The sequence below is a fragment of the Clostridioides sp. LIBA-7678 genome (assembly GCF_056716065.1).
In genome coordinates this window covers 2,987,082-3,010,573 of the sequence record NZ_CP196987.1, presented here as the reverse complement: position 1 = coordinate 3,010,573, position 23,492 = coordinate 2,987,082, and the positions used below count along the sequence as shown (strand labels likewise).

General features: G+C 28.5%; 24 protein-coding genes. 22 read left to right on the top strand and 2 right to left on the bottom strand.

Translation table 11 applies throughout. From position 1 onward, the window contains the following. Positions 1-187: 187 nt before the first annotated feature. The 17 genes from priA to ACTG46_RS14160 all read left to right on the top strand — a co-directional run bounded on the left by priA (position 188) and on the right by ACTG46_RS14160 (position 18,884). Positions 188-2,677 (top strand): primosomal protein N', encoded by a 2,490-nt coding sequence (priA, locus tag ACTG46_RS14240; protein WP_479923038.1) that lies wholly within the window; start codon positions 188-190, stop codon positions 2,675-2,677. 17 nt (positions 2,678-2,694) lie between these two features. Further along, on the top strand, positions 2,695-3,135 hold the full coding sequence (def, locus tag ACTG46_RS14235) for a peptide deformylase (protein WP_054271164.1): 441 nt from the start codon (positions 2,695-2,697) through the stop codon (positions 3,133-3,135). A gap of 14 nt (positions 3,136-3,149) precedes the next feature. Further along, on the top strand, positions 3,150-4,079 hold the full coding sequence (gene fmt, locus ACTG46_RS14230; protein ID WP_167639611.1) for a methionyl-tRNA formyltransferase: 930 nt from the start codon (positions 3,150-3,152) through the stop codon (positions 4,077-4,079). A 9-nt stretch (positions 4,080-4,088) separates the two neighbouring features. Further along, a complete protein-coding gene (locus ACTG46_RS14225) occupies positions 4,089-4,823 on the top strand; it encodes a DUF116 domain-containing protein (protein WP_054271162.1) in 735 nt (244 codons plus the stop codon). A gap of 81 nt (positions 4,824-4,904) precedes the next feature. Then, positions 4,905-5,606 carry a zinc metallopeptidase gene (locus ACTG46_RS14220; RefSeq protein WP_054271161.1) on the top strand — a complete coding sequence of 234 codons (702 nt, stop codon included), beginning with the start codon at positions 4,905-4,907 and terminating at the stop codon, positions 5,604-5,606. 61 nt (positions 5,607-5,667) lie between these two features. Further along, on the top strand, positions 5,668-6,993 hold the full coding sequence (gene rsmB / locus ACTG46_RS14215) for a 16S rRNA (cytosine(967)-C(5))-methyltransferase RsmB (protein WP_167639610.1): 1,326 nt from the start codon (positions 5,668-5,670) through the stop codon (positions 6,991-6,993). Positions 6,994-7,001: 8 nt separating this feature from the next. Further along, the gene (rlmN, locus tag ACTG46_RS14210; protein WP_054271289.1) at positions 7,002-8,033 is read left to right on the top strand and encodes a dual-specificity RNA methyltransferase RlmN; all 1,032 of its coding nucleotides are present in this window, start codon (positions 7,002-7,004) and stop codon (positions 8,031-8,033) included. A gap of 19 nt (positions 8,034-8,052) precedes the next feature. Continuing rightward, positions 8,053-8,805, top strand: coding sequence for a Stp1/IreP family PP2C-type Ser/Thr phosphatase (locus tag ACTG46_RS14205; protein WP_054271159.1), 753 nt, complete (start codon positions 8,053-8,055; stop codon positions 8,803-8,805). A 16-nt stretch (positions 8,806-8,821) separates the two neighbouring features. Continuing rightward, entirely contained in the window at positions 8,822-10,840 is a 2,019-nt protein-coding gene (gene prkC / locus ACTG46_RS14200; RefSeq protein WP_054271158.1) for a PASTA domain-containing Ser/Thr kinase PrkC, read from the top strand. 107 nt (positions 10,841-10,947) lie between these two features. Continuing rightward, a complete protein-coding gene (gene ymfI / locus ACTG46_RS14195; RefSeq protein ID WP_479923037.1) occupies positions 10,948-11,685 on the top strand; it encodes an elongation factor P 5-aminopentanone reductase in 738 nt (245 codons plus the stop codon). Positions 11,686-11,782: 97 nt separating this feature from the next. Next, positions 11,783-12,667: a ribosome small subunit-dependent GTPase A gene (gene rsgA, locus ACTG46_RS14190; protein ID WP_219673206.1), complete on the top strand. Its 885-nt coding sequence runs from the start codon at positions 11,783-11,785 to the stop codon at positions 12,665-12,667. 4 nt (positions 12,668-12,671) lie between these two features. Further along, positions 12,672-13,343: a ribulose-phosphate 3-epimerase gene (gene rpe, locus ACTG46_RS14185; protein ID WP_054271155.1), complete on the top strand. Its 672-nt coding sequence runs from the start codon at positions 12,672-12,674 to the stop codon at positions 13,341-13,343. 8 nt (positions 13,344-13,351) lie between these two features. Next, complete coding sequence (locus ACTG46_RS14180; protein WP_407814761.1) at positions 13,352-13,993, top strand: thiamine diphosphokinase; 642 nt, start codon at positions 13,352-13,354, stop codon at positions 13,991-13,993. A 131-nt stretch (positions 13,994-14,124) separates the two neighbouring features. After that, positions 14,125-14,754, top strand: coding sequence for an HAD family hydrolase (locus ACTG46_RS14175; protein ID WP_074178477.1), 630 nt, complete (start codon positions 14,125-14,127; stop codon positions 14,752-14,754). 54 nt (positions 14,755-14,808) lie between these two features. Next, complete coding sequence (locus ACTG46_RS14170; protein WP_054271153.1) at positions 14,809-15,465, top strand: nitroreductase family protein; 657 nt, start codon at positions 14,809-14,811, stop codon at positions 15,463-15,465. A gap of 394 nt (positions 15,466-15,859) precedes the next feature. Further along, positions 15,860-16,576: a response regulator transcription factor gene (locus ACTG46_RS14165; RefSeq protein WP_054277247.1), complete on the top strand. Its 717-nt coding sequence runs from the start codon at positions 15,860-15,862 to the stop codon at positions 16,574-16,576. Further along, a complete protein-coding gene (locus ACTG46_RS14160; RefSeq protein ID WP_479923036.1) occupies positions 16,548-18,884 on the top strand; it encodes a sensor histidine kinase in 2,337 nt (778 codons plus the stop codon). Before ACTG46_RS14165 ends, ACTG46_RS14160 begins: the two co-directional genes overlap by 29 nt. A gap of 113 nt (positions 18,885-18,997) precedes the next feature. Here ACTG46_RS14160 and ACTG46_RS14155 read toward each other — a convergent pair whose 3' ends face one another. Continuing rightward, on the bottom strand, positions 18,998-19,759 hold the full coding sequence (locus ACTG46_RS14155) for a MerR family transcriptional regulator (protein WP_054271150.1): 762 nt from the start codon (positions 19,757-19,759) through the stop codon (positions 18,998-19,000). Between the two features lie 219 nt (positions 19,760-19,978). Here ACTG46_RS14155 and ACTG46_RS14150 point away from each other — a divergent pair, with 219 nt between their 5' ends. From ACTG46_RS14150 to ACTG46_RS14140, 3 genes are all read left to right on the top strand, one after another. After that, positions 19,979-20,113, top strand: coding sequence for a hypothetical protein (locus tag ACTG46_RS14150; protein WP_479923035.1), 135 nt, complete (start codon positions 19,979-19,981; stop codon positions 20,111-20,113). A gap of 15 nt (positions 20,114-20,128) precedes the next feature. Beyond that, positions 20,129-20,455, top strand: a complete 327-nt coding sequence (locus ACTG46_RS14145; protein WP_479924072.1) for an Rpn family recombination-promoting nuclease/putative transposase — start codon at positions 20,129-20,131, stop codon at positions 20,453-20,455. Positions 20,456-20,552: 97 nt separating this feature from the next. Beyond that, entirely contained in the window at positions 20,553-20,705 is a 153-nt protein-coding gene (locus tag ACTG46_RS14140) for a hypothetical protein (RefSeq protein ID WP_009893656.1), read from the top strand. A 159-nt stretch (positions 20,706-20,864) separates the two neighbouring features. Here ACTG46_RS14140 and rpmB read toward each other — a convergent pair whose 3' ends face one another. Continuing rightward, positions 20,865-21,053, bottom strand: a complete 189-nt coding sequence (gene rpmB / locus ACTG46_RS14135) for a 50S ribosomal protein L28 (RefSeq protein ID WP_003416297.1) — start codon at positions 21,051-21,053, stop codon at positions 20,865-20,867. 360 nt (positions 21,054-21,413) lie between these two features. Between rpmB and ACTG46_RS14130 the strand changes: the two genes are divergently transcribed. After that, positions 21,414-21,764 (top strand): Asp23/Gls24 family envelope stress response protein, encoded by a 351-nt coding sequence (locus ACTG46_RS14130; protein ID WP_021385398.1) that lies wholly within the window; start codon positions 21,414-21,416, stop codon positions 21,762-21,764. Between the two features lie 18 nt (positions 21,765-21,782). Continuing rightward, on the top strand, positions 21,783-23,426 hold the full coding sequence (locus tag ACTG46_RS14125; protein WP_054271148.1) for a DAK2 domain-containing protein: 1,644 nt from the start codon (positions 21,783-21,785) through the stop codon (positions 23,424-23,426). The last annotated feature ends 66 nt before the right edge of the window (positions 23,427-23,492 follow it).

Genomic DNA, 23,492 nt, shown 5'->3' with positions numbered 1-23,492 from the left:
GTCAGTTAAATTGTAGTTTTCAGCATTTATTTTGCCATAAAGTATAAAATATAATTAATAGTTAACTATTAAGATATAGTTAATATTATTAATGACTTGAAATTTTTTATAAATACTGAGATTTTTGATATTTTGTAAAATATATTAGAATATGAACAGTAGATTAAATTTAAGTAGAGGTTTTACAATGAAAAAATATGCAAAGGTAATAGTGAGAAGTAATACTATATACACAGATAATTTATTTACATATCAAATTCCTGTATTTTTATCGGAATCTATAAGAATTGGACATAGAATATTAGTGCCATTTGGAAGGGGTAATAAACCAACAGAAGCCTTTGTATTTCAATTTACAGATAATTTAGAAGAAAAAATAAAGACAAAAGAAATAATTGATGTATTAGATGAGAATCCAATATTTAGAGAAGAAGACTTGGAATTGGTTTATTGGATGAAAAATAGATATTTGTGCACTTATATAGAATGTATAAATTTAATATATCCAAAAGGATACAAATTAAATAATTATAAGGTAATATTATTAGGTGAAAATTTAATTGAGTTAAACGAAGCTCAATTAAAGGAAAAGATATTGACCTTAAGTGATAAAAATAGAGAAATAGTAGAAAAAGTAATTGATAGTAAAGGAAAAATTAAGGTTGATAAGTTAAAATATATACCAAATCTAAATAGTTCTTTGTACACGATGAATAAAAATGGAATTATAAAGTTATGTTGGGAATACAAAAATCACAAAAATGAAAAGAAAGTATGTTATATATCTTTGAGCTTGGAAAGTGATAAAATTGATGATTATATAGAACAAAATAAAATAAATGTGGGAAGCAAGCAAAAAGAGATATTAAGTTTTCTTAAAAATAATGAAAATGTAGAGATAAATGATTTATTAGACTTATTAAATGCTTCAAGACAAAGTATAACTTCTTTAAATAAAAAAAAGTTAATAACATTAGAGTTTAAGGATTATTATAGAGAACCAAAAAGTATTTACAAATCTGCATCAAAAAGTATAAAATTAAACAATGAGCAACAACAAGCGGTTGATGAGATAAAGTCGAATATGTTTGTGGATGATAAAAAACCATACTTAATTCATGGCGTAACAGGAAGTGGAAAAACTGAAGTTTATATGGAAATAATAGAATTTGCATTAAATCAAGGTTTAGATAGTATATTTTTAGTTCCTGAAATAGCATTAACTCCTCAAACAATAGATAGGTTGAAGAGTAGATTTGGTGATTTAGTAGGAGTGTTTCACAGTAAACTATCTGAAGGAGAAAAGCACGATGTCTATAAAGCTGTAAAAGCAGGTAGAATAAGAATTTTAATTGGAGCTAGGTCAGCTCTATTTGCACCTTTTAATTCTTTAGGACTTATAATAATTGATGAATTTCATGAGTCATCATATAAGTCTGAGAAGAATCCAAAATTTAATGCTATAGAGGTAGCTAGATTTATGGCATTAAAAAATAATTTAACTCTTATTTTAGGTTCAGCTACTCCTTCAATTGAAGAATATTATAAAGCAAAATCTGGAGAATACAAACTCATAAATATAAAAAATAGAGCAAATGATAAACCTCTTCCTAATATTGAAGTTGTAGACATGAAAGAAGAACTGAATAAGGGAAATAGGAGTATATTCAGTTTTAAACTACAAAAAGAAATAAGTCGTGCAATTGAAGAGCATAGTCAAGTCATACTATTCTTAAATAGAAGAGGTTATGCAAATTTTGTATCTTGTAGAAAGTGTGGGTATGTGTTCCAATGTGAAAATTGTGATATATCTTTAACTTATCATAAGAAAAGTAACACTGGAAGATGTCACTATTGTGGTTATGAGAAAGAAATCCCAAAGGAGTGTCCTGAGTGTAAAAGTCATTATGTTAAACCTTTTGGAGTTGGTACTCAAAAGATTGAGGAAGAATTAAAAAGCATTTTTCCAGATGTAAGAACATTACGAATGGATAAGGATACAACTTCAAAAAAAGGTGCTTTAGATGAAATACTAAATAAATTTAAAGATAAAGAAGCAGATGTACTTATTGGGACGCAGATGTTAAGTAAAGGGTTAGATTTTGATAATGTAACTTTAGTGGGTATTTTATCTGCAGATATGATATTAAATTTTCCAGACTTTAAAAGTTTTGAAACTACATTTCAGTTGATAACTCAAGTCTCTGGAAGAGCGGGGAGAGCTGATAAAGAGGGAAAAGTAGTACTTCAGACCTATGACACTGAACACTATGCTATTAAGCATGCTATTGAATATGATTATGAGGGTTTTTATGAAGATGAGATAAAAATAAGAAAAGCGTTTGGATATTCTCCTTTTAATAACATGTTGAGTGTAGTTGTTAGTGGGGAAGATGAAAGGTTAGTAATAAAAAATATAAAAAATATGCATGCATCATTGATTTATTTATTAGAAAAAAGGGGTATAAATGATTTAGGATTTATATTAGGTCCAAACCCATGTTCAATATCAAAAATAAATCAAAATTATCGATGGCAGATACTCTTTAAAGATGAAAATATTGAAATTAATCTGTTAAAGGGTATAATAAAATATATATGTATAACAAAACGAGATTTGATATTTGATAAAGATATCAATGTATCTATAGATATTAATCCAAACAGTGTATTATAAATTTAGGAGGAAATATAATGGCTTTAAGACAAATAGTTCAAATAGGAGAACCAGTATTAAGAAAGAAATCAAAAAAGGTTGAAAAAATTGATGAAAAAATAATACAATTATTAGATGATATGGCAGAAACTATGTATGATGCTGATGGTGTTGGATTAGCTGCACCTCAAGTTGGAATTTTAAAAAGAGTAGTAGTAATAGATATTGGAGAAGAACTTATAGAACTTATAAATCCTGAAATAATAGAAACATCTGGAGAGCAAATAGATGAGGAAGGATGTTTAAGTGTTGTTGGAGAAGCTGGAGATGTTCGAAGACCAAATTATGTAAAAGTTAGAGCTTTAAATAGAAATGGTGAAACTATAGAGCTAGAAGGGGAAGAACTTTTAGCTAGAGCATTTTGTCATGAGATAGACCATTTAGATGGAATTTTATTTGTTGACAGAATAGAAAAGTAGTAGGAGTTGATTTAATGAAAATAGTATTTATGGGGACACCTGATATAGCTGTTCCTTGTTTACAAAAAATAATAGATGAAAAGTATGATATATTAGGTGTTGTAACTCAGCCAGACAAACCAAAAGGAAGAGGTAAAAAACTGGGAATGAGTCCAGTAAAAGAGCTTGCAATTGAAAATAATATACCTGTATATCAACCAATCAAAGCTAGAGATGAAGAATTTATAGATACAATGAAATCTTTAAATCCAGATGTAGTAGTAGTTGTAGCTTTTGGACAGATACTTCCAAAAGAGATACTAGAAATTCCTAAACTTGGATGTATAAATGTTCATGTGTCTTTGCTTCCAAAATATAGAGGTGCGGCACCTATAAATTGGGTAATAATAAATGGTGAGGAAAAGACTGGTGTTACAACTATGTACATGGATGAAGGTTTAGATACTGGAGACATGATATTAAAAACAGAAGTAAATCTTGATGAAAATATAACAGCAGGAGAACTTCATGATAAAATGATGAATATAGGTGCAGAAACTTTAAAGGAAACATTAAAGTTAATTGAAGAAGGCACTGCACCAAGAGAGGTGCAAAACCATGAAGAATTTTCTTATGCCCCAATAATGAATAAATCATTAGGAAATATAGATTTTTCAAAAAATGCTATGGAAATACACAATTTAATTAGAGGTGTAAATCCATGGCCAAGTGCTTATACTACTTATAATGGTGTTACAATGAAAATTTGGAAAACTAAAGTATTAGATGAAAAAAGTACAAAAAATGCAGGTACAATAATTGATGTAAATAAAGATGGTATAAAAGTTAGTACTAAAGATAAGGTACTTTTAATTGAAGAAATTCAGATGCCAAATAAAAAGAGAATGTTGGTTGGTGAATATATAAAAGGGAATACTATAGAAACTGGTTTAGTATTGGGTTAGGTGAAAACTATGACAGATATAAGGAAGTATTTAACAAGTGTTGGGATTTTAATTTTAATATTAGGGATTTTAATAGGAGTTGTAAACTTTTTTATAATGAGTTTAACTCAAATATTTTCTTTAGCAATAAATATTATAATAATATCACTAATACTTATAATACTATGTTCAACAATAATTACTTATAGAGTAATTAAAGGTAAGAATGTTAACTCAAATATAATGAAAATAAACTTTAAGATTGCCAGTTGCTTATTTCCTATTGTATCTTTCATTGCATCATCATTTGGTATGTCAAAAAGTGAGATTAGAAGGATATATATAAAGTTAAATAATGAATATATATACAGTAATAAATATAATTTTAATCCAGAGGATATAATAATTTTAATACCTCATTGTATTCAAGAGAATAGTTGTAAATTAAAAGTTACTAATGATATAGATAATTGTAAAGAATGTGGAAGATGCAACATAGGAGAATTAACTAAGTTAAAGAAGAAAAGTAAAGTAAAAATTTTTGTAGCTACAGGTGGAACTTTAGCTAGAAAGATTATAATAGACAATAAACCTAAAGCTGTTATAGCTGTTGCATGTGAAAGAGATTTAACATCTGGAATACAAGATATAAAAAAAATTCCTGTTTTAGGTGTATTTAACAAAAGACCTAATGGACCTTGTGTAAATACTAATGTAGATATGATAGATATTGAAAAAGCTATAGATTTTTTAACAGGAAAATAAACTAACTTGTAATTAAACTGTTTTTAAGCTATATGAATATTAAGAGGATGTGTAAAAATATATTTTAGGAGAGTGTTATTTATGTACCCTGTATATGGCGGGTTTTGGGGATTTGACCCTACGATGATTATATTAATTCCAGCTATACTATTCACTGCATATGCGCAATTTAAAGTGAGTTCAACAACAAATAAGTATTTGAGAGTAAAAACACGTCGAGGATATACTGGAGAACAAACAGCAAGAAGAGTACTTGATTCAAATGGTCTATATGATGTAAGTATAGAAATGGTTAGAGGTCATTTAAGTGACCACTATGACCCAAGAAGAAAGGTAGTAAGGTTATCAGAAGATGTATATTATGGTTCTTCTATAACTTCTGTTGCAGTAGCTGCACATGAGTGTGGTCATGCAATGCAGCATGCTAAAGGTTATGCTCCTCTTCAAATAAGAAGTAGCTTAGTGCCAGTAGTAAATTTTGCATCAAGTATATCTTGGTTTCTAATATTTATAGGATTTATTATGGCTGGTCCGTTTTTAAAAATCGGGATACTATTGTTTTCAGCTTCAGTATTATTTCAGATAATAACATTACCTGTAGAATTTAATGCTTCAAGTAGAGCAATTGTTCAACTTGGAAATTTAGGGATTATAGATGAAAGTGAGTCAAGACAAAGTAGAAAAGTACTTTCAGCAGCTGCTTTAACATATGTTGCAGCAGCATTGGTTTCAATACTTCAATTACTTAGATTGTTACTAATAGCTCAAAGAAGAGATGACTAAAAGTAAAGTGGGTTGTTTAGAAACAACCCTTTTTTATGTTTAATAAAAGGGAGAAATTTATATGGACGCAAGAGAAATTGGATTTAAAGTATTATGCGATATAGAGAAAAACAATAACTATTCAAATATTGCAATAAACAAACATTTTAAAAACTTAGAAATAAGTGATATGGATAGAGGACTTGCAACAGAATTAATCTATGGAGTAATAGAAAATAAGTATTATTTAGATTACATAATCAATAAACTTTCAAAAATAAAAGTAAAAAAAATGTCAACTTATGTTAAAATCTTTTTAAGAATGGGAACATATCAAATTTTATTTTTAGATAGTATATCAGATTATGCAGCAGTTAATGAAACTGTAAAATTAGCTAAGAAATACGATAAAAAATCTTCTGGTTTCATAAATGCTATTCTTAGAAATGAAATAAGAAGTAAAGATACTATAATGGACATAACTGAGGAAGATAGTGTAAAATACCTATCTATAAAGTATTCTTATAATTCTTGGATTATAAAAAATTGGATGGATAATTTTGGACAAGAATTTACTGAAGATTTATTGGAAGCAAACAATGAAAAGCCGAGTATCTATATAAGAACAAATACACTTAAAACAAGTAGAGAAGAACTTATTGAAAAATTAAATGCAATGGGTATTGTATGTTTTAAAGTTCCTATGGTAGAAGAAGCTATTAAAGTCGAAAAAATGAAGAATATAGAAAAAAATGAATTATTTAAGGCTGGTTTATTTACAATTCAAGATATAAGTTCTATGATAGTAGGGAAAGTAATTAATCCAAAAGAAGATTCATCTGTTTTGGATGTATGTAGTGCTCCTGGTGGAAAATCTACCCACTTAGCTACTTTGATGAATAATACTGGTAAAGTAATAGCTAGAGATATTTTTGACCACAAATTAAAGCTTATAAAAGCTACTGTAAATAGGCTAGGTATTAAAAATGTATGTATAGAAAAGTTTGATGCTTCTGAAATTGATGAAAATAGTATAAGTAAATTCGATTATGTTTTGGCAGATGTTCCTTGTTCTGGCCTTGGCATAATAAGACGTAAGCCAGAAATTAAGTACAAGAAAGAAGAAGAATTAAAAGATATTACTTCTATACAAAAGCAAATTTTAGAAAATGCATCAAAGTATGTTAAAATTGGTGGAAATTTAGTATATAGTACATGTACAATTCAAGATGTGGAAAATATAAATATAATTACTTCTTTTATTGAAGACAATAATAATTTTGAATTAACTCCAATTGATACAATAAATGTAGACTTGGATAATCAAGATAAAGGATATTTAAAGATATATCCTAATATTCATGGAATAGATGGTTTTTTCATAGCAAAATTAAAGAGAATAAGGTAGTGAAGATAATGGAAAAGAAAAAGGTAGTATTAAAAAATTTTACTGAAGATGAACTTAAAGAATTTATGAAAACTATAGATGAAAAGCCTTTTAGAGGAAGTCAAATATTTGCCTGGATATATAAGGGTGCAAAAACTTTTGATGATATGAATAATATACCAAAAAGTTTGAGAAATAAATTAGAGGAAGTCTCATGTATAGGACATATAGATATAGAATTAAAATTAGAGTCTAAAGTAGATGGTACAAAAAAATATTTGTTTTTATTAGATGATGGAAATATAATAGAAACTGTGATGATGGATTATGATAGTAGGGTTACTGTCTGTGTTTCTAATCAAGTGGGTTGTAGAATGGGATGTAATTTCTGTGCATCTACAATGGATGGATTGATTAGAAATTTAGAACCTTGGGAGATTTTAGACCAAGTTATTAAAATTCAAGAAGATACTGGAAAGAGAGTATCAAATCTTGTATTGATGGGAAGTGGCGAGCCACTTGATAATTTTGAAAACACAAAACAATTTTTAAAGATAATTAATGAAAAAAATGGACTTAATATAGGGTATAGACACATAACTCTTTCAACTTGTGGGATAGTACCTAAAATGTATGAATTGGCAGACTTAAAAATAGCTATAAATTTAGCTTTATCACTTCATTCACCATATGACGAAGAAAGGCGAAAAATTATGCCTGTAGCCAATGCTTACTCCATTAAAGAAATATTGGATGCATGTAGATATTATATAAAAAAGACGAATAGAAGGGTCACATTTGAATATTCTCTTATAAAAGGAGTAAATGACTCAGAACAAGAAGCAAGGGCATTAGCTAAGCTCCTAAAAGGTATGCTTTGCCATGTGAATTTAATTCCAATAAATAAAGTTGAAGAAAGAGAATATGAAAAGCCTGATAAAGCATTTATTTATAAGTTTAGGGATAGTTTAGAGAAAAATAATATACCTGCCACAGTTAGAATGTCTATGGGTTCTGATATTAGTGGAGCTTGTGGGCAATTGAGAAGAAAATACAAGTAATTTGTAAGGAGGAAGTCGTATGGTTTATAGTTGTGCCTCCCATATAGGTAAAATAAGAAAAAACAATGAAGACTATTGTGAGGGAGAAGTTATAGATACAGAACATGGTCCAATAGGAATATTTGCCATAGCTGATGGAATGGGCGGACATAAAAAAGGTGAGGTCGCCAGTAAATTAGCAGTAGAAAATATAATTGATTTTCTAAAAGAAAACTTATTACAGCATGATAATGTAAAAATAGACTATATAGATGATATATTAAAACAGGCTTATAATAATGTAAACTCAATTGTGCACAAAAAATCTATGGAAGATATAGAATTTGAAGGAATGGGAACTACATTAGTTACAGCTATAGTGTATAATAATGTCTTATATGTGGCAAATGTTGGAGATAGCAGATGTTATTTGTTAACAGGTGAAAAATTTGATAAAATAACTATAGACCATTCCGTGGTTGAAGAACTTATGATGGCTCATGTTATTACAGAAGAGGAGGCAAGAAGACATCCACAAAGGAATAGAATAACTAGAGCAATTGGAACAGATGATATGGTTGTTGTAGATATTTTTAAGAAAGAAATTAAAAAAAGTGATATAATACTTCTTGCGACAGATGGATTAACTGGGTTTATTGACGATGAAGATATAAGAGATTTAATATTAGATTATGAATACGAGAGAATTAGTAATATAAGTGAAGAATTGATAAGTATGGCCAATGATGTTTCTGGTAAAGATAATGTTTCGGTTATAGTGATAAAAGTATAATTAGGACGGTGATATTGTGGGAGATACAATTTTAGGAAATCGATATGAAATCATCAGAAAGATTGGTGATGGAGGTATGGCCTTTGTATATGAGGCTAAAGACAGGTTATTAAATAGGACCGTTGCGCTCAAGGTACTTAGACCTGAATTTGTTGATGATGATGAATTTTTAACAAAATTTAAAAGAGAGGCAGAGGCAGTAGCGAGTCTTTCTCATCCAAATATAGTAAATGTTTATGATGTTGGTGAAGATGGAAAAGTTCACTACATTGTAATGGAGTTTGTAGATGGTAAGAACTTAAAAGAGATTATACAAGATGAAGGTACATTAGATGAATATACTGCATTAGATATAACAAAACAAATAGCTATGGCACTTAGTGCTGCGCATAAAAAGGGGATTATACATAGAGATATAAAACCTCATAATATTCTCATATCCAATGAAGGAAGAGTAGTAAAAGTAGCTGATTTTGGTATAGCTAAAGCTGTCTCAAACTCAACAATGACCAATATTGGGAGTATAATTGGTTCAGTACATTATTTTTCACCAGAACAAGCCAAAGGTAAATTTGTAACTAATAATGCTGACTTGTATTCTTTAGGTATAGTTTTATATGAAATGTTGATAGGAAAAGTTCCATTTAGAGGAGATAGTCCAATTTCTATAGCTCTTCAACATATTAATGATGATATAGATTTTACATCAGAAGAAAAGGTTAGGATTCCACAAAGTGTAAGAACTACAATAAAAAAGCTTACAGAAAAATCTAGTGCAGATAGATATCAATCTGCTGAGGAATTGATAGAAGACATTGAGTATATAGAAAAAAATATTGATTTAGATTTTATAAAAGAATATGATGATTTTGCAACTAAGAAAATTGATGAAAAGGAAATTAATAAAGTTGTAAATCCAATACTTGCAAAGCCAGCTCCCGAAAAAGTAGTCAAGCCTGTTGAAGTTGCTGATTTGGATGAAGATGATGATTACTACGATGATTTTTATGAAGACGATGATGATGAAGATGAAGATGAGGAAGAGATAATGAGAGCTAAGAAGAATCAGAAACCGAAGAATACTCCAAGTAAGAGGGCTAAGAAAAAGAAGAAAAAACAGGAAAGTCCAAAGTCTAGAAAAAGATTAAAAGTAATAGCTGCTATTTTAATAGTGATATTATGTGCTCAAGTATTCTTAGCATATAAATTTTTATTTGCAGGAGGATTTGGGAATAAGTCTTTAAGTGTTCCTAATCTTGTAAATATGACTTTAGAAGAAGCTCAAAGTACTGTTGAAAAAGAAGGATTATCCTTAAGTGTAAAAAGTGAAGAATATAGTAGTGAAGTAGATGAAAACTGTATAATATCACAGACACCTGAAGGAGGAAGTACAAATGTTAAGAAGGGTGATACCATAAATGTTGTTGTAAGTAAAGGTGCAAATCAAGCTTCTGTTCCTAATGTAGTAGGACTCACTTTGAGTAATGCAAAACAACTTATTGAAGAAAATAATTTAAAAGTGGGAACAGTTAAGTATGAGTATAGTTCAATATATAAAGAAGGTACAGTTTTAAATCAAAGTCCAGGAGCTAGTTCATCAAGAGCTCAAGAGGGTGATGAGATAAACCTATATGTGAGTAAAGGCTCAGAAAAATCAAATACACAGACACCAACAACACCAGACAAAACACCAACAACACCTGATGATGATACAAAAACACCTGGTTCAAACTCAGGAAATAATGGTAGTAACTCAGGAGGCTCAAACTCAGGAAACAGTGGAGGAAATTCAGGAAATAATGGTAGTAACTCAGGAGGCTCAAACTCAGGAAATAGTGGCGGAAACTCAGGAAATAATGGCAGTAACTCAGGAGATAATGGAGATAACTCAGGAGGTTCAAATTCGGGCGGAAATGGAGATAACTCAGGAGGCTCAAACTCAGGAAATAGTGGAGATAATTCAGGAGGTTCAAGTTCAGGAGGAAATGGAGAAACTCCATCTGGAACTGGCGGAAATATCGGTAAAACAGAATAAACATTAGCAAAATAAGAGCTGTCTTTTTATGGAAACTATTTTCTTTAAAGAGGCAGTTTGTTTTGTATAAAATATGAAATTGGTTATAATAAAGGAGAAAAGTATTTATGATAAATAAAACAGTTTTAATTACAGGAGGAGCTAGAGGTATTGGTAAAGCTATGTCTGAAGCTTTTGCAAAAGAAGGATATAATGTATTAATAAATTTTAATAAGTCAGAAGATGAAGCTAATGAGTTATATACTAAATTAAGTGAAAAAAATTCCTATGTAAAACTTTTTAAAGCAGATGTTTCAAATAGAGTAGAAGTAGAGAATATGATAGATTACTGTGTAAAAGAATTTGGTGGATTGGATGTACTTGTAAATAATGCTGGTATAAGTCAAGACAAGTTATTTACAGATATAACTGATGAAGACTGGGATAGGATGATGAATATTAACTTAAAAGGATGTTTTTATTGTTCACAAGTGGCTTTAAAATACATGATATCAGAAAAAAAAGGGAATATAATTAATATATCTTCGATTTGGGGAATATCAGGTGCTTCTTGTGAAGTGCATTATTCTATAACAAAAGCAGGTATAATAGGGATGACAAAGGCATTAGCTAAAGAAGTTGGACCATCAAATATTAGAATAAATAGTATAGCTCCAGGAGTCATTAATACTGACATGCTATTTGAATATAATAGTGAAGATATAAATGTTCTTGTAGAAGAAACTCCATTAATGAGGTTAGGTACTCCAGACGATATAGCAAATTGTGCTATTTTCTTAGCATCAGATAAATCAAATTTTATCACTGGTCAGGTAATTAGCCCAAATGGAGGATTTGTTATTTAAAAAAAATGTGGTATTATATAAAAATAGGAAATAATAACACGATATACTGCTAATGAACAGTATGTGTTTATATAAATTTTATAAAGGGAGGCATTTGATGCTAGAAGGAAAAATTATAAAGGGGATTAGTGGATTTTATTATGTAGATACAGATAATGGTATTTATGAATGCAAGGCTAGAGGAATCTTTAGAAAGAAGAAAATAACACCTTTAGTTGGTGATAGAGTAAAAATAAGTATTGTTGATGAAGAAGAAAAAAAAGGTATTTTAGAAGAAATAGATAGTAGAGATACAGAACTTATAAGACCTCCTATAGCAAACGTGGATAAGGCGTTAATAGTATTTGCAATAAAAAATCCTAAACCAAACTTGTCTCTTTTAGATAGATTTATAGTTTTGTCAGAAAAAGAAAATTTAGAAACTGTAATAATCCTTACAAAAGCAGATTTAGATGATAATGATACGTTAGAAACTGTTAAAAATATATATGAACTTAGTGGATATAAGGTTATTCCAGTAAGTAATATTACTAAGTTAAATATAGAGAAAGTAAAAGAAGAATTAAAGGAAAATGTTGTAGTATTTGCAGGCCCATCTGGAGTTGGAAAATCAAGCTTATTAAATGAAATAGATGCGAACTTTAAACTACAAACTGGAGTAGTAAGTGATAAAATAAAAAGAGGAAAGCATACTACTCGCCATGCAGAACTCTTAAAGTTGGAATTTGGTGGAATGGTTGCAGATACACCAGGTTTTAGTTCGCTTGCACTTGAAGACATAGAAGAAGTTGAGCTTAAAGATTATTTTATAGAATTTGATAAATTTAATGATTGTAAGTTTGGTTCAAAATGTATTCACGAAAATGAACCTAATTGTGCTATAAAAGAAGCTGTTGCAAATGGAGAAATATCTAAAGAAAGATATGATAGTTATATACAGCTACTAAATGAAATAAGACAAAATAACAGTAGGAGGTATTAGAAGTATGATTAAATTAGCACCATCAATATTATCAGCAGATTTTGCGAAATTATTGGAAGATGTAAGAAAGGTAGAGAGTGCAGGATGTGAGTATCTTCATATCGATGTAATGGATGGACACTTTGTACCAAACATTACATTAGGTCCACTTGTAGTTAAAAGCTTAAAAAAAGAAAATATAAATATGGTATTTGATGCTCATCTTATGATAGAAAATCCAGACCAATATATTGAAGAGTTTGTAAAAGCAGGATGTGACATAATAACTGTTCATCAGGAAGCTTGTGTGCATCTACATAGAACTATACAAAATATAAAATCACATGGAATAAAAGCTGGTGTTGTACTTAATCCAGCTACACCAATAGATACTATTAAGCATGTTCTACCTGATTTGGATATGGTATTATTAATGTCTGTTAATCCTGGATTTGGAGGTCAATCATTTATACCTTGTGTTCTAGATAAAATTAAGGAGTTAAAAGCTATTATAGATAATCAAGGCTTAAACATCGATATAGAAGTTGATGGTGGTATAAGCCCTAAAAATGTGGCTGAAGTTGTAAAAGCAGGGGCTAATGTAATAGTAGCAGGTTCTGCAATATTTGGAAGTGATGACATTCAAGAAACAGTTAATTTATTTAGAAAGAATGCTTCTCTTGAAGAATTGGTTTAAATTTAATAATGAAAATATGTATTATTTTAAATGGAGAAATTGAAGATTACGAAATTACAAGAGATATTATAACTAAAGAATGTTATGACTATATAATATGTGCAGATGGAGGGGCAAATCATGCCTACAAAATGGAAATCATGCCAGATTATATATTAGGCGATTTAGATTCAGTGGAAGAAGAAAAGGTAGATTTCTATAGAAACAAAGGTGTTAAGTTTGAAAAATTTCCATCTAAGAAAGATGAGACTGATACAGAGCTTTGTCTTTTTTTAGCTAAGACTCTTAAAGCAAATCATATTGATTTTTTTGGAGCTTTAGGTGGAAGGATTGACCATACAATTACCAATGTAAATCTATTATACTATCTAAAAGAAGATGGTATATATTCTAGAATACTATCAGATAAAGAAGAAATGTATATAGTTATGAATGAGGAAATTACCTTATATGGCAATGCAGGTGACACTATTTCTGTAATAGCTGTAAAAGGAGATGCTAAAGGGGTAACACTTACTGGTTTAGAATATCCTCTAGATAACTATTATATGAAATACTCTGTGCCTATTGGAATGTCAAATGTTATGCTAAGTGATTCTTGCAGAATTAAAGTAGAGCAAGGGTGTGCACTTGTAGTTAGAAATTTATAAAATCGATTTTGACAATTGATTTTATATTACAAAGCAGATACAATCAAGTAAAATATATTTATGATTGTATCTGTTTTTTAGTATATAATTATAAATATATGATAAATTTTGGACATAAGGGGGATTTTTTTGTGGTAGATAGTATTATTTTTGATTTAGATGGAACATTATGGGATTCAACTGAAGAAGTATGCAAGGTCTGGCAGGATGTTTTAAATAAACATGAAGATATAGACTTAAATGTCACAAGAGAGTTGTTTAGAAGTGTTATGGGTCTTTCTTTTGATGAAATAGCTAATCGTTTATTTCCAAATCTAAATGAAGAAGAAAGAAAGAATTTATTGAATGAATGTTCTTTAAAAGAATGTGACTATTTATCTGAAAATGGAGCTAAGTTATTTGACGATATAGAAGATACTCTGAAATTGTTATCCCAAAAATATAAATTATTCATAGTAAGTAATTGTCAGGCTGGATATATAGAATCTTTTTTAAAAGCACATAAATTAGAACAGTATTTTATAGATTTTGAATGTCCTGGAAATACTGGTTTGCATAAAGGTGAGAATAATAAGCTTATAATCGATAGAAATAAATTAAGTAATCCAATTTATATTGGAGACACTCAAGGTGATGCAAATAGTGCTAAGTTTGTGAATATACCTTTTATATATGCAAAATATGGATTTGGCAATGTGGATGGATATGAATATTCTATAGACTCATTTAAAGATTTATTAGAACATGATATATTAAAATAAGGTGAGTTTAAAGATTATATTAATATAATAAAAAAGTTATGGGGGGATTTAAAAATGGAATTACAAGATACTATTTTTAAAAGACAAAGTGTAAGAAAATTTAAAAATGAAGATGTTTCAGATGAAGATATTTTAAAAATGATAAAAGCAGCTGGAGCAGCTCCATCAGGGAAAAATATTCAAAACTGGCATTTTGTAGTTATAAAGAGACGTGATTTAATGGAAAAAATCGCAGATGTAATAACTAAAAAACAACAAGAAATACTTGTAGAAATGGATAAAGTATCAGTAGAAAAAGCTAATAGATTTAGAAAGTTTGTACCAAACTTTACATTATTCTACTTAAAAGCTCCAGTTTTAGTATTAGTTTTTACAAAAGTATATAATCCATCAGGATATTATGAATTAGAGCTTATAGATGCACCTAAAGAGACTATAGATAAGTTATTTATAAGAAATCCAGGTATGCAAAGTTTAGGTGCTGCAATTGAAAACTTTACATTATCAGCAATTGAATTAGGGTATGGCTCTTGTTGGTTGACAAGTCAAAACTATGCAGCAGATGAGATAGAAGCTATTTTAGAAGCAGAAACTGGATTTGAAAAGGGAGAGTATTTTTTAGGTGCAATGTTAGCTCTTGGAGTACCAGAAGACAACCTAAAGAGTCCATCTAAAAAGCCAGTAGAAGAAATATGTACATTTATAAAGTAAAAATAATGATTTTTATAAAAATAAATTAAAGTAAAAATAAGTATGTTAAAAGTTAAAAAGTAGATTTTATTGATATTATATTTCAAATCATTGATTTGATTAATACAATAAGAGCTACTTTTTTTGTGTATATTAATGCTGAACGTTTTAAATCTTTAGAAAATCTTTAGAAAAGTATGTATAATATCTTTAGTTTTTAACTTTAATATTAAGTATATAAACAAAATAAAACAATACTAAATTGTGCTAGAGGGAGGTTTTTAAAATGGGAATTAAGTTCAAATAACTGAAATCAAAAGATATAAATCTATAAAAAAATGGAAAAACTTCTATCATATTGTATAATCATAGATGTAAAGAAAACTTTCAAACTAATTAATAAAAGGAGATTAAAATGAATTCATATAATATTTTGGTGGTAGAAGATGAGAAGGAAATAGCAGATGCTATAGAAATATATCTATTAAATCAAGGATATAATGTTTTTAAGGGGTACAATGGAGTGGAAGGGCTTAAAGTTATAGAAGACCAAGAAATACATTTAGCTATAATTGATATAATGATGCCTAAAATGGATGGAATAACACTTACAATGAAACTTAGAGAAAATCATAACTTCCCAGTAATAATGTTATCTGCAAAATCAGAGGAAGTTGATAAAATAATGGGACTTAACATAGGAGCAGATGATTATGTGACAAAGCCTTTTAAACCATTAGAGTTATTGGCTAGAGTTAATTCACAACTTAGAAGATATACTAAGTATCTAAACATGATTGGAGATAAAGAGCAAAGTGTAGAAACTAGTGACAGTGTATTTGTAATAGGTGGATTAGAATTAAATGAAAACACAAAAGAAGTTAGTATTGATGGAAAATATATAAAAACAACTCCTATAGAATTTAAAATACTAAGTTTACTTATGAGAAATGCAGGAAGAGTTTTTTCTGCTGATGAAATATATGAAAGAGTTTGGAATGAGAATGCTGTAAATACAGATACAGTCATGGTGCATGTTAGGAATATAAGGGAAAAAATAGAGATAGACCCAAAAAATCCAAAATATTTGAAGGTGGTGTGGGGTGTTGGATACAAAATTGAAAAAATTTAAAGATAAATATATAGTTACTATTATAGTTTTTATACTCATGTTATCAGCATCATTAGGTATGATTAGTCAATATTCTACTATACAAGCAGGTGCTAAAGGTGGAGCTAAGAATCCATTTGAACAAGAAGGTTTTGTAGATGATATATATAAAGGTAGTTATGTTTTATATCATAATATGAAAGAAGATCAAGAAGGTAAAATGATACAACCATCAAAACTTTTTATAAATGAAGAGACTATAAACTATATAAAAAATGTAAGTAAAGAAAAAAACTTATATGATGGTTCAGAAAGCTATTATACAGATGAGAGTATTAATGCAGATTTTAATGAAAACTTTGAAAGTTGGGAGTCTTTTATTAATAATTCAGGAAAAAATTTAAAATATTATTTGATTGATAAAGAAAAAAATTTCGAACTTTTCAATGAAGATAAAGAATTAAGGGCTCTTGATACAACAAAGAATGATAGTTCAGGAGAAAATTCTGATGAAAGTCAGGCAAAAAATACAACAATGAGCAATGAAGAGAGACAAAATAAGCTTAAGGATATAAAGGATAATTATAGATTTTATGTTGCAATGAATTTTGATAAAGATGGAAAAGTAAATGTTGTCGATTCTTATGGAGTAAATCAAAAAGTTATTAACCAAATGTTGCTATCTAAAGCAAGAGAAGATTTAATGAATACCAATTTAGGTGGAAATTCAATTTCATATAAACTAACACCAATAAAAAATGTAACAGTAGTATATGCTGTGCCTAAAGTAATAAGCAAAGATGATAGTACAGAGTATGGTTATGGAAGTATTTATAACAGTGATAATATAAGTGCATATATAAACAATGTAGAAAATAATTCTTATTATAAAATTTCTGGAATGATTTTAAAAATTATATTAGCTATAGTCGTGATTGTAGCTTTGGCATTTCCATATAGAAAATCTAAGGAATTAATGGGATTTGATACATTATCAAAAATACCATTAGAGATACTTTTTATTGCTATTGTTATTGTACAGGGGATTGTAGACTTATATCCAACTGGAATAATAAGTGGTACCTTGAATGGAAATTATGTAGAGTATCTAATAAATAATGATATAAGTGCTAAAATGGCAAGTATATTGGTAAGCTTGATGAATCTAACTTATTGGTTTGTAATATTCTCAATAATATTTGTATTTATAACACTTTTAAAACATATTTTAAATGTTGGAATAAGAGAGTATTTTGTAAAGAGTACTATAACAGGAATGTTCCTTGTATGGTTTAAAAAAGTAGGAAAAAAAGCTATTAATCAAATTAGAACAATAGATTTGAAAGAAAAACCAAATAAAACTATAGTTATAATTCTTGGAGTAAACTTATTAATTATAGTTATAATGTGTAGTATGTGGTTCTTTGGGATAATACTAGCAATAATTTACTCAATAGTTTTATTTAAAGTACTATCTGATTATTCTAAAAAGACAGTATGTGAATATAATCAACTTTTAGATGTTACGAAGAAAATTTCAGATGGAAACTTAGAAGTAAATATGGAAAAAGATTTAGGATTTTTTAATCCTATAAAAGATGAACTAGGAAATATTCAAACTGGGTTTAAAAAAGCTGTTGATGAAGAAGTTAAGAGTCAAAAGATGAAAACAGAGCTTATATCAAATGTATCACATGACTTAAAAACACCTTTAACATCTATAATCACTTATATAGATTTATTAAAAGATGAAAATATAACAGAAGAAAATCGTAGATTGTACATTGATACATTGGATAGAAAATCACAAAGATTACAACATTTAATAGAAGATTTGTTTGAAGTAAGTAAGGTAAATAGTGGAGATGTACATTTGAATATAGTAAATGTGGATATTGTATCTCTAATGAAACAGACACTTTTAGAATTAGATGACAAAATTACAGATTCATCTCTAATATTAAAAAATAATTTTTCTAGTGAAAAGATAATATTACCACTGGATAGTCAGCGTACATTTAGAGTATTTGAAAATCTTATAATGAATATAAGTAAGTATGCAATGCCAAGCTCAAGAGTGTATATTGATATTTTAGAAACAGATAATAAAGTAACTGTTATGCTTAAGAATATGTCTGCAACTGAGATTGATTTTAGTGTAGATGATATAATGGAGAGATTTGTAAGAGGGGATAAGTCACGTAATACAGAAGGCTCTGGACTTGGTCTAGCAATAGCAAAAAGTTTTGTAGAGTTGCAGGGTGGAAAGATGAATATAAGTGTGGATGGTGATTTATTTAAAGTTACAATTACTTTTAATAAAAACTAAAGTAAATTTTTATAAGTACAATATTAAAATATAATTACAATTTGTTAAAATAAAAACGGTGAATCCTAATATATAGGATTCACCATTTTTGGTCTGTAGAATTGAGTAACTTACTAATTATCTCTTGTATATATTACTATAGCATCTCTCAAAAACTTTGCTAGCCCAGGCTGTTCTTTATCATAGTATGATGTAAAGCGTTCATCATATACATACATCTGCGCTAAAGAGGCATGAGCTTCCTTAGAATATGTATTCCAAGTGTAACTCAACCACTTATGATGTAATCTTGCAACTTCCTGAGAAAGTTCATTAGAAGCATCACCAGTTTTAAAAGCTTTCTTGAGTTTAGCAATTATTTCAATACTTAAGTTTTGCCAATCTTCATAATCTTGTTTAGACATATTTTTAAATTTTTTATTTGATGCATCTACTGCATCCTTACCATATTTTTCTCTAATTTCAGTTCCATAATTTTTTTCATTTTCATCAATCATTTTTTCTTTAAAACCTTCAAATTTTTCTATATCTGTCATATTGTATTTTCCCTCCCTTAAAGCTATAGTTTTATTTACATTTTCTATTAACAAGTCAATTTGTTTTCTTTTAGCTAGTAACTTGTTGTGATGTTCTTTTAATGCATTTAGACTGTCAAAAGTTGGTGAATTTATAATATTCTTTATATTTTCTAAGCTAATGCCTAACTCTCTATAAAAAAGTATTTGTTGTAGTTTATTAACTTCATTTTGACCATATATACGATAACCTGACGAATTTATTTTAAGTGGTTTAAGAAGTTCAATTTCATCATAGTATCTAAGTGTTCTAGTGCTTATACCAGCTATTTTGCTTAATTTTTGAACTGTATATTCCATGAGTAATACCTCCTATAAATTAAATATACACTTTTACGCAACGTCAATGTCAATATATTAAAATATAAAAATTCATATCTTTTAATAAAAATATAAAAAAATATCTTTACTGGATATTTTACACACAAGTGTCAATACTCACTAGTGAAAATTAAAAAAATAATATTTATAGATTTTCTTTATTGAAATATAGAGAGTCTGTAATCTAGGAGGAACTGTATGAATTTAAAAAGAAGCAACGAAAAACGAGAAGAATATATAAGAATGTATTCAGATAAAGAAAGTTTTTTAAGTTTGATTCAAAATTTTACAAGTGTCTCAATAGCAAAAGAATTAACTCTTAAAAATATATAGTTAGAAACATCTTTTATATGTGAATATAAAGGAAAGGAAGTTGATATAATATATAAGGTTTTTTCTAAAAATCATAAGGTATCACATTATATAGTACTGGAGTTTCAAACAGAAATGGATACTGATATTGTACCAAGATTAAAATCATATAGAGAGCAAATTTGGAAAAGCTTTATTATGAAAAAGAGTCTTGAAGAAATTGAAGACAAGAATTTTAAACTTCCCAAAGTTATACCAGTGGTTTTATATAGTGGACCTGAAAGATTAAGCAGAAAAAGAGGTATTTTAGATATGATAGAATCTATATCAGAGGAGAGTAATAATTCTAGTATAAAAAATTAAAATTACATATTATGTTTGTTGGTCTAAAATGGAAAACTATCGCATAAACTTGAATATGAAAATATTTATAGATACAAGTTCTATGTGGAGGTGTTCCATGAGAAATAACAAGTCTAAGGTATTGCTAGGAATACTATGTCTGGCAACAGGAATGGCTGTAATTTTGTCTATGTTGCTTCCTGGCTGGATTTGGTCAGCACTTACCGCATTAATACTTATTGGATGTGGAGCATTATTATTTTTTTGTTAAAATAATTTTAACTATAAAGTGTGGGGTGAGTATTGATGAAAGTAGTAACAATAAAGTTACCAAAATGGATTTCAAATATAGTCTTAAAATTCATGAGAAAGAGTAAAAATGATTAAATTAAAAAGCCTACTTACGGAAGTAGGCTTTTAAACGTGGTTACTAAGCTCTTTCAATCTTACCAGAACGTAAACATCTAGTACAAACTTTTACTCTCTTAGGAGCTCCATCTATAATCGCTCTTACGCTTCTTAAGTTAGCTGACCATGTTCTTTTATTATGTTTATTTGAGTGTGATACTTGGTTTCCAGAAACCTTACCTTTACCACATACGCTACATACTTTTGCCATCTACGCACACCTCCTTAAAATGATAACTATTTAAAGACTAAAAACATATTTATATTATCATAAATAACAAAAATTTGCAATAGAAATATATATTTGCCTTACACATATTGAAGAATTTCTTATTATCATATAAAATTATATATATAATTTTATATAAAGTAAATATATTTGGAAAATAATTATTATTTTTCTTTGAATATATATACTATAGAAGAAATTTTATCCAAAAACTTTTCTAGGTTTAAATTATACCATATTTATAGTATGATATGATTATAATTTTATATAATAAATAAGTAAAAATAGTAAAAAATAAATTAAGAAGTATTTTTAATAAAAATAAGCTTAAGGGGGTCAACCATGAGTGCAAAGGTAACGAATCAATATGGAAGTATAGAAATAGATAATCAAGTAATAGCTCAAGTCATATATAGAGCTGCAATGGAAAGTTATGGTTTAGTAGGTTTAGCGTATAAATCTAAAGGAATAGTAGAGTTATTAAAAGGCGAAAACGCTACTAAAGGTGTTAGAGTTGAAGAAGTTGAAGAAGATGCCATAGCAATAGAACTTTATGTTATAATACAATATGGCACAAATATATCTACTGTTGCCAATAATATAATAGATAGAGTAAAATATGTAGTTGAAAAAATGACTGGCGTAAGAGTCACTAGAATTGATATTAATGTACAAGGAATAAGAGTTAAGTAATTTCATAGGAGGAAACAAATGATTCAGTATATAGATGGTAAAAGGTTAAGAGAGATGTTTATTTCAGGTGCAAACAATCTCCAAAACAATAAAGATTTGGTTGACAAGTTAAATGTATTTCCTGTACCAGATGGAGATACAGGGACTAATATGTCATTAACTATATCTTATGCCTTAAAAGAATTAGCAAAAGTGGAAACTGATAACATATCGGACATAGGAAAGGCATTATCTAAAGGTTCTTTAATGGGAGCTAGAGGAAACTCAGGAGTTATACTTTCGCAAATAATAAGAGGTATAGCTAAGTCTATAGAAGGAAAAAGTAAATTATCAACAGATGATTTAGCAAAAGCTTTTAAAAATGGTTCAGATACAGCATATAAAGCTGTCATAAAACCAATTGAAGGAACTATACTTACTGTAGTTAGAGAAAGTGGCGAATTTGCAATAAAAGCTGCCAAAAAAGAAAAAGATATAGTAAAGTTTTTAAGTATGCTTGTAAAGGAATCTAATGCTTCATTAGAAAGAACTCCAGACCTTCTAAAAAATCTAAAAGATGCTGGTGTAGTTGACTCTGGTGGAAAAGGTCTTGTACTTATATACGAAGGAATGTTAGCTTCTATAAAGGGAAATGATATAGAAATAAAAAATGCTAACTTGGATGTTAATACTTCAGCAAGTATGGATTTTGCAAAGAGTACTACTAGTACAGATGATATAAAATATTGTTATTGTACAGAATTTATACTAGAAAGTTCTAAGGTAGAAGACACTAAAATAAGAGATATAATGATGGCTTATGGTGATAGCTTAGCAGTAGTTGGAGACGATGGAGTCATAAAGGTACATGTACACACTAATGACCCAGGAAATGTGCTTCAAGAAGCTCTAAAGTATGGTCAATTATTAACTATAAAAATAGAAAACATGAAGTTACAACATGAAAATACATTATTAGATGTAGAAGAGAAGAAAGAAAAAGAAGAGGAACCTTTAGAAGAAGAAAAAGAGTTTGGGTTTATAGCTACTTCTATGGGTGAAGGATTGGCAAATATATTTAAAGACTTTGGAGTTGACCATATAATAGAAGGTGGTCAAACTATGAATCCAAGCACAGAAGACTTTATGAATGCCATAAATAATATAAATGCTAAAAATATATTTATTTTCCCAAATAACAGCAATATAATAATGGCTGCTAATCAAGCTAAAGAATTGAGTGAGAAAAATATAATAGTTATACCTACAAAAAACACACCTCAAGGATTTGCTGCATTAGTAACATTTAATGGAGAGTTAAGTGAAGATGAGAATAAAGAAGCTATGATGGATGCTTTAAACTCAGTTAAATCAGGTCAAGTAACTTTTGCTGTTAGGGATACAGTAATGAATGAAATTGATGTTAAAGAAGGTAATATAATTGGAATTGCAGAAGGGAATTTATTATCAGCAGGAGATTATGTGGATGAAGTAACATCAAACCTTATTGAAAAGTTGGTTGATGAAGATACTGCTATAATAACATTATTCTTTGGTGAAGATGTTACAGAATCTCAAGCAAATGAACTACGTACTTCTTTAGAAGAAAAGTTTGAAGATGTAGATGTAGAATTATATTATGGAGGACAACCTCTTTATTATTACTTAATTTCAGTTGAATAATGATTATAAGAACCTGTATGACCAAGTAGCTTTTATAAAGTTGGTTGTACAGGATTTTTGTGTAGT

Bases quoted from the DNA above. Each gene is read 5' to 3' on its own strand.
- priA (WP_479923038.1), top strand. From the start codon at position 188: ATGAAAAAATATGCAAAGGTAATAGTGAGAAGTAATACTATATACACA.
- def (WP_054271164.1), top strand. From the start codon at position 2,695: ATGGCTTTAAGACAAATAGTTCAAATAGGAGAACCAGTATTAAGAAAG.
- fmt (WP_167639611.1), top strand. From the start codon at position 3,150: ATGAAAATAGTATTTATGGGGACACCTGATATAGCTGTTCCTTGTTTA.
- ACTG46_RS14225 (WP_054271162.1), top strand. From the start codon at position 4,089: ATGACAGATATAAGGAAGTATTTAACAAGTGTTGGGATTTTAATTTTA.
- ACTG46_RS14220 (WP_054271161.1), top strand. From the start codon at position 4,905: ATGTACCCTGTATATGGCGGGTTTTGGGGATTTGACCCTACGATGATT.
- rsmB (WP_167639610.1), top strand. From the start codon at position 5,668: ATGGACGCAAGAGAAATTGGATTTAAAGTATTATGCGATATAGAGAAA.
- rlmN (WP_054271289.1), top strand. From the start codon at position 7,002: ATGGAAAAGAAAAAGGTAGTATTAAAAAATTTTACTGAAGATGAACTT.
- ACTG46_RS14205 (WP_054271159.1), top strand. From the start codon at position 8,053: ATGGTTTATAGTTGTGCCTCCCATATAGGTAAAATAAGAAAAAACAAT.
- ymfI (WP_479923037.1), top strand. From the start codon at position 10,948: ATGATAAATAAAACAGTTTTAATTACAGGAGGAGCTAGAGGTATTGGT.
- rsgA (WP_219673206.1), top strand. From the start codon at position 11,783: ATGCTAGAAGGAAAAATTATAAAGGGGATTAGTGGATTTTATTATGTA.
- rpe (WP_054271155.1), top strand. From the start codon at position 12,672: ATGATTAAATTAGCACCATCAATATTATCAGCAGATTTTGCGAAATTA.
- ACTG46_RS14180 (WP_407814761.1), top strand. From the start codon at position 13,352: ATGAAAATATGTATTATTTTAAATGGAGAAATTGAAGATTACGAAATT.
- ACTG46_RS14170 (WP_054271153.1), top strand. From the start codon at position 14,809: ATGGAATTACAAGATACTATTTTTAAAAGACAAAGTGTAAGAAAATTT.
- ACTG46_RS14165 (WP_054277247.1), top strand. From the start codon at position 15,860: ATGAATTCATATAATATTTTGGTGGTAGAAGATGAGAAGGAAATAGCA.
- ACTG46_RS14155 (WP_054271150.1), bottom strand. From the start codon at position 19,759: ATGGAATATACAGTTCAAAAATTAAGCAAAATAGCTGGTATAAGCACT.
- ACTG46_RS14150 (WP_479923035.1), top strand. From the start codon at position 19,979: ATGAATTTAAAAAGAAGCAACGAAAAACGAGAAGAATATATAAGAATG.
- ACTG46_RS14140 (WP_009893656.1), top strand. From the start codon at position 20,553: ATGAGAAATAACAAGTCTAAGGTATTGCTAGGAATACTATGTCTGGCA.
- rpmB (WP_003416297.1), bottom strand. From the start codon at position 21,053: ATGGCAAAAGTATGTAGCGTATGTGGTAAAGGTAAGGTTTCTGGAAAC.
- ACTG46_RS14130 (WP_021385398.1), top strand. From the start codon at position 21,414: ATGAGTGCAAAGGTAACGAATCAATATGGAAGTATAGAAATAGATAAT.
- ACTG46_RS14125 (WP_054271148.1), top strand. From the start codon at position 21,783: ATGATTCAGTATATAGATGGTAAAAGGTTAAGAGAGATGTTTATTTCA.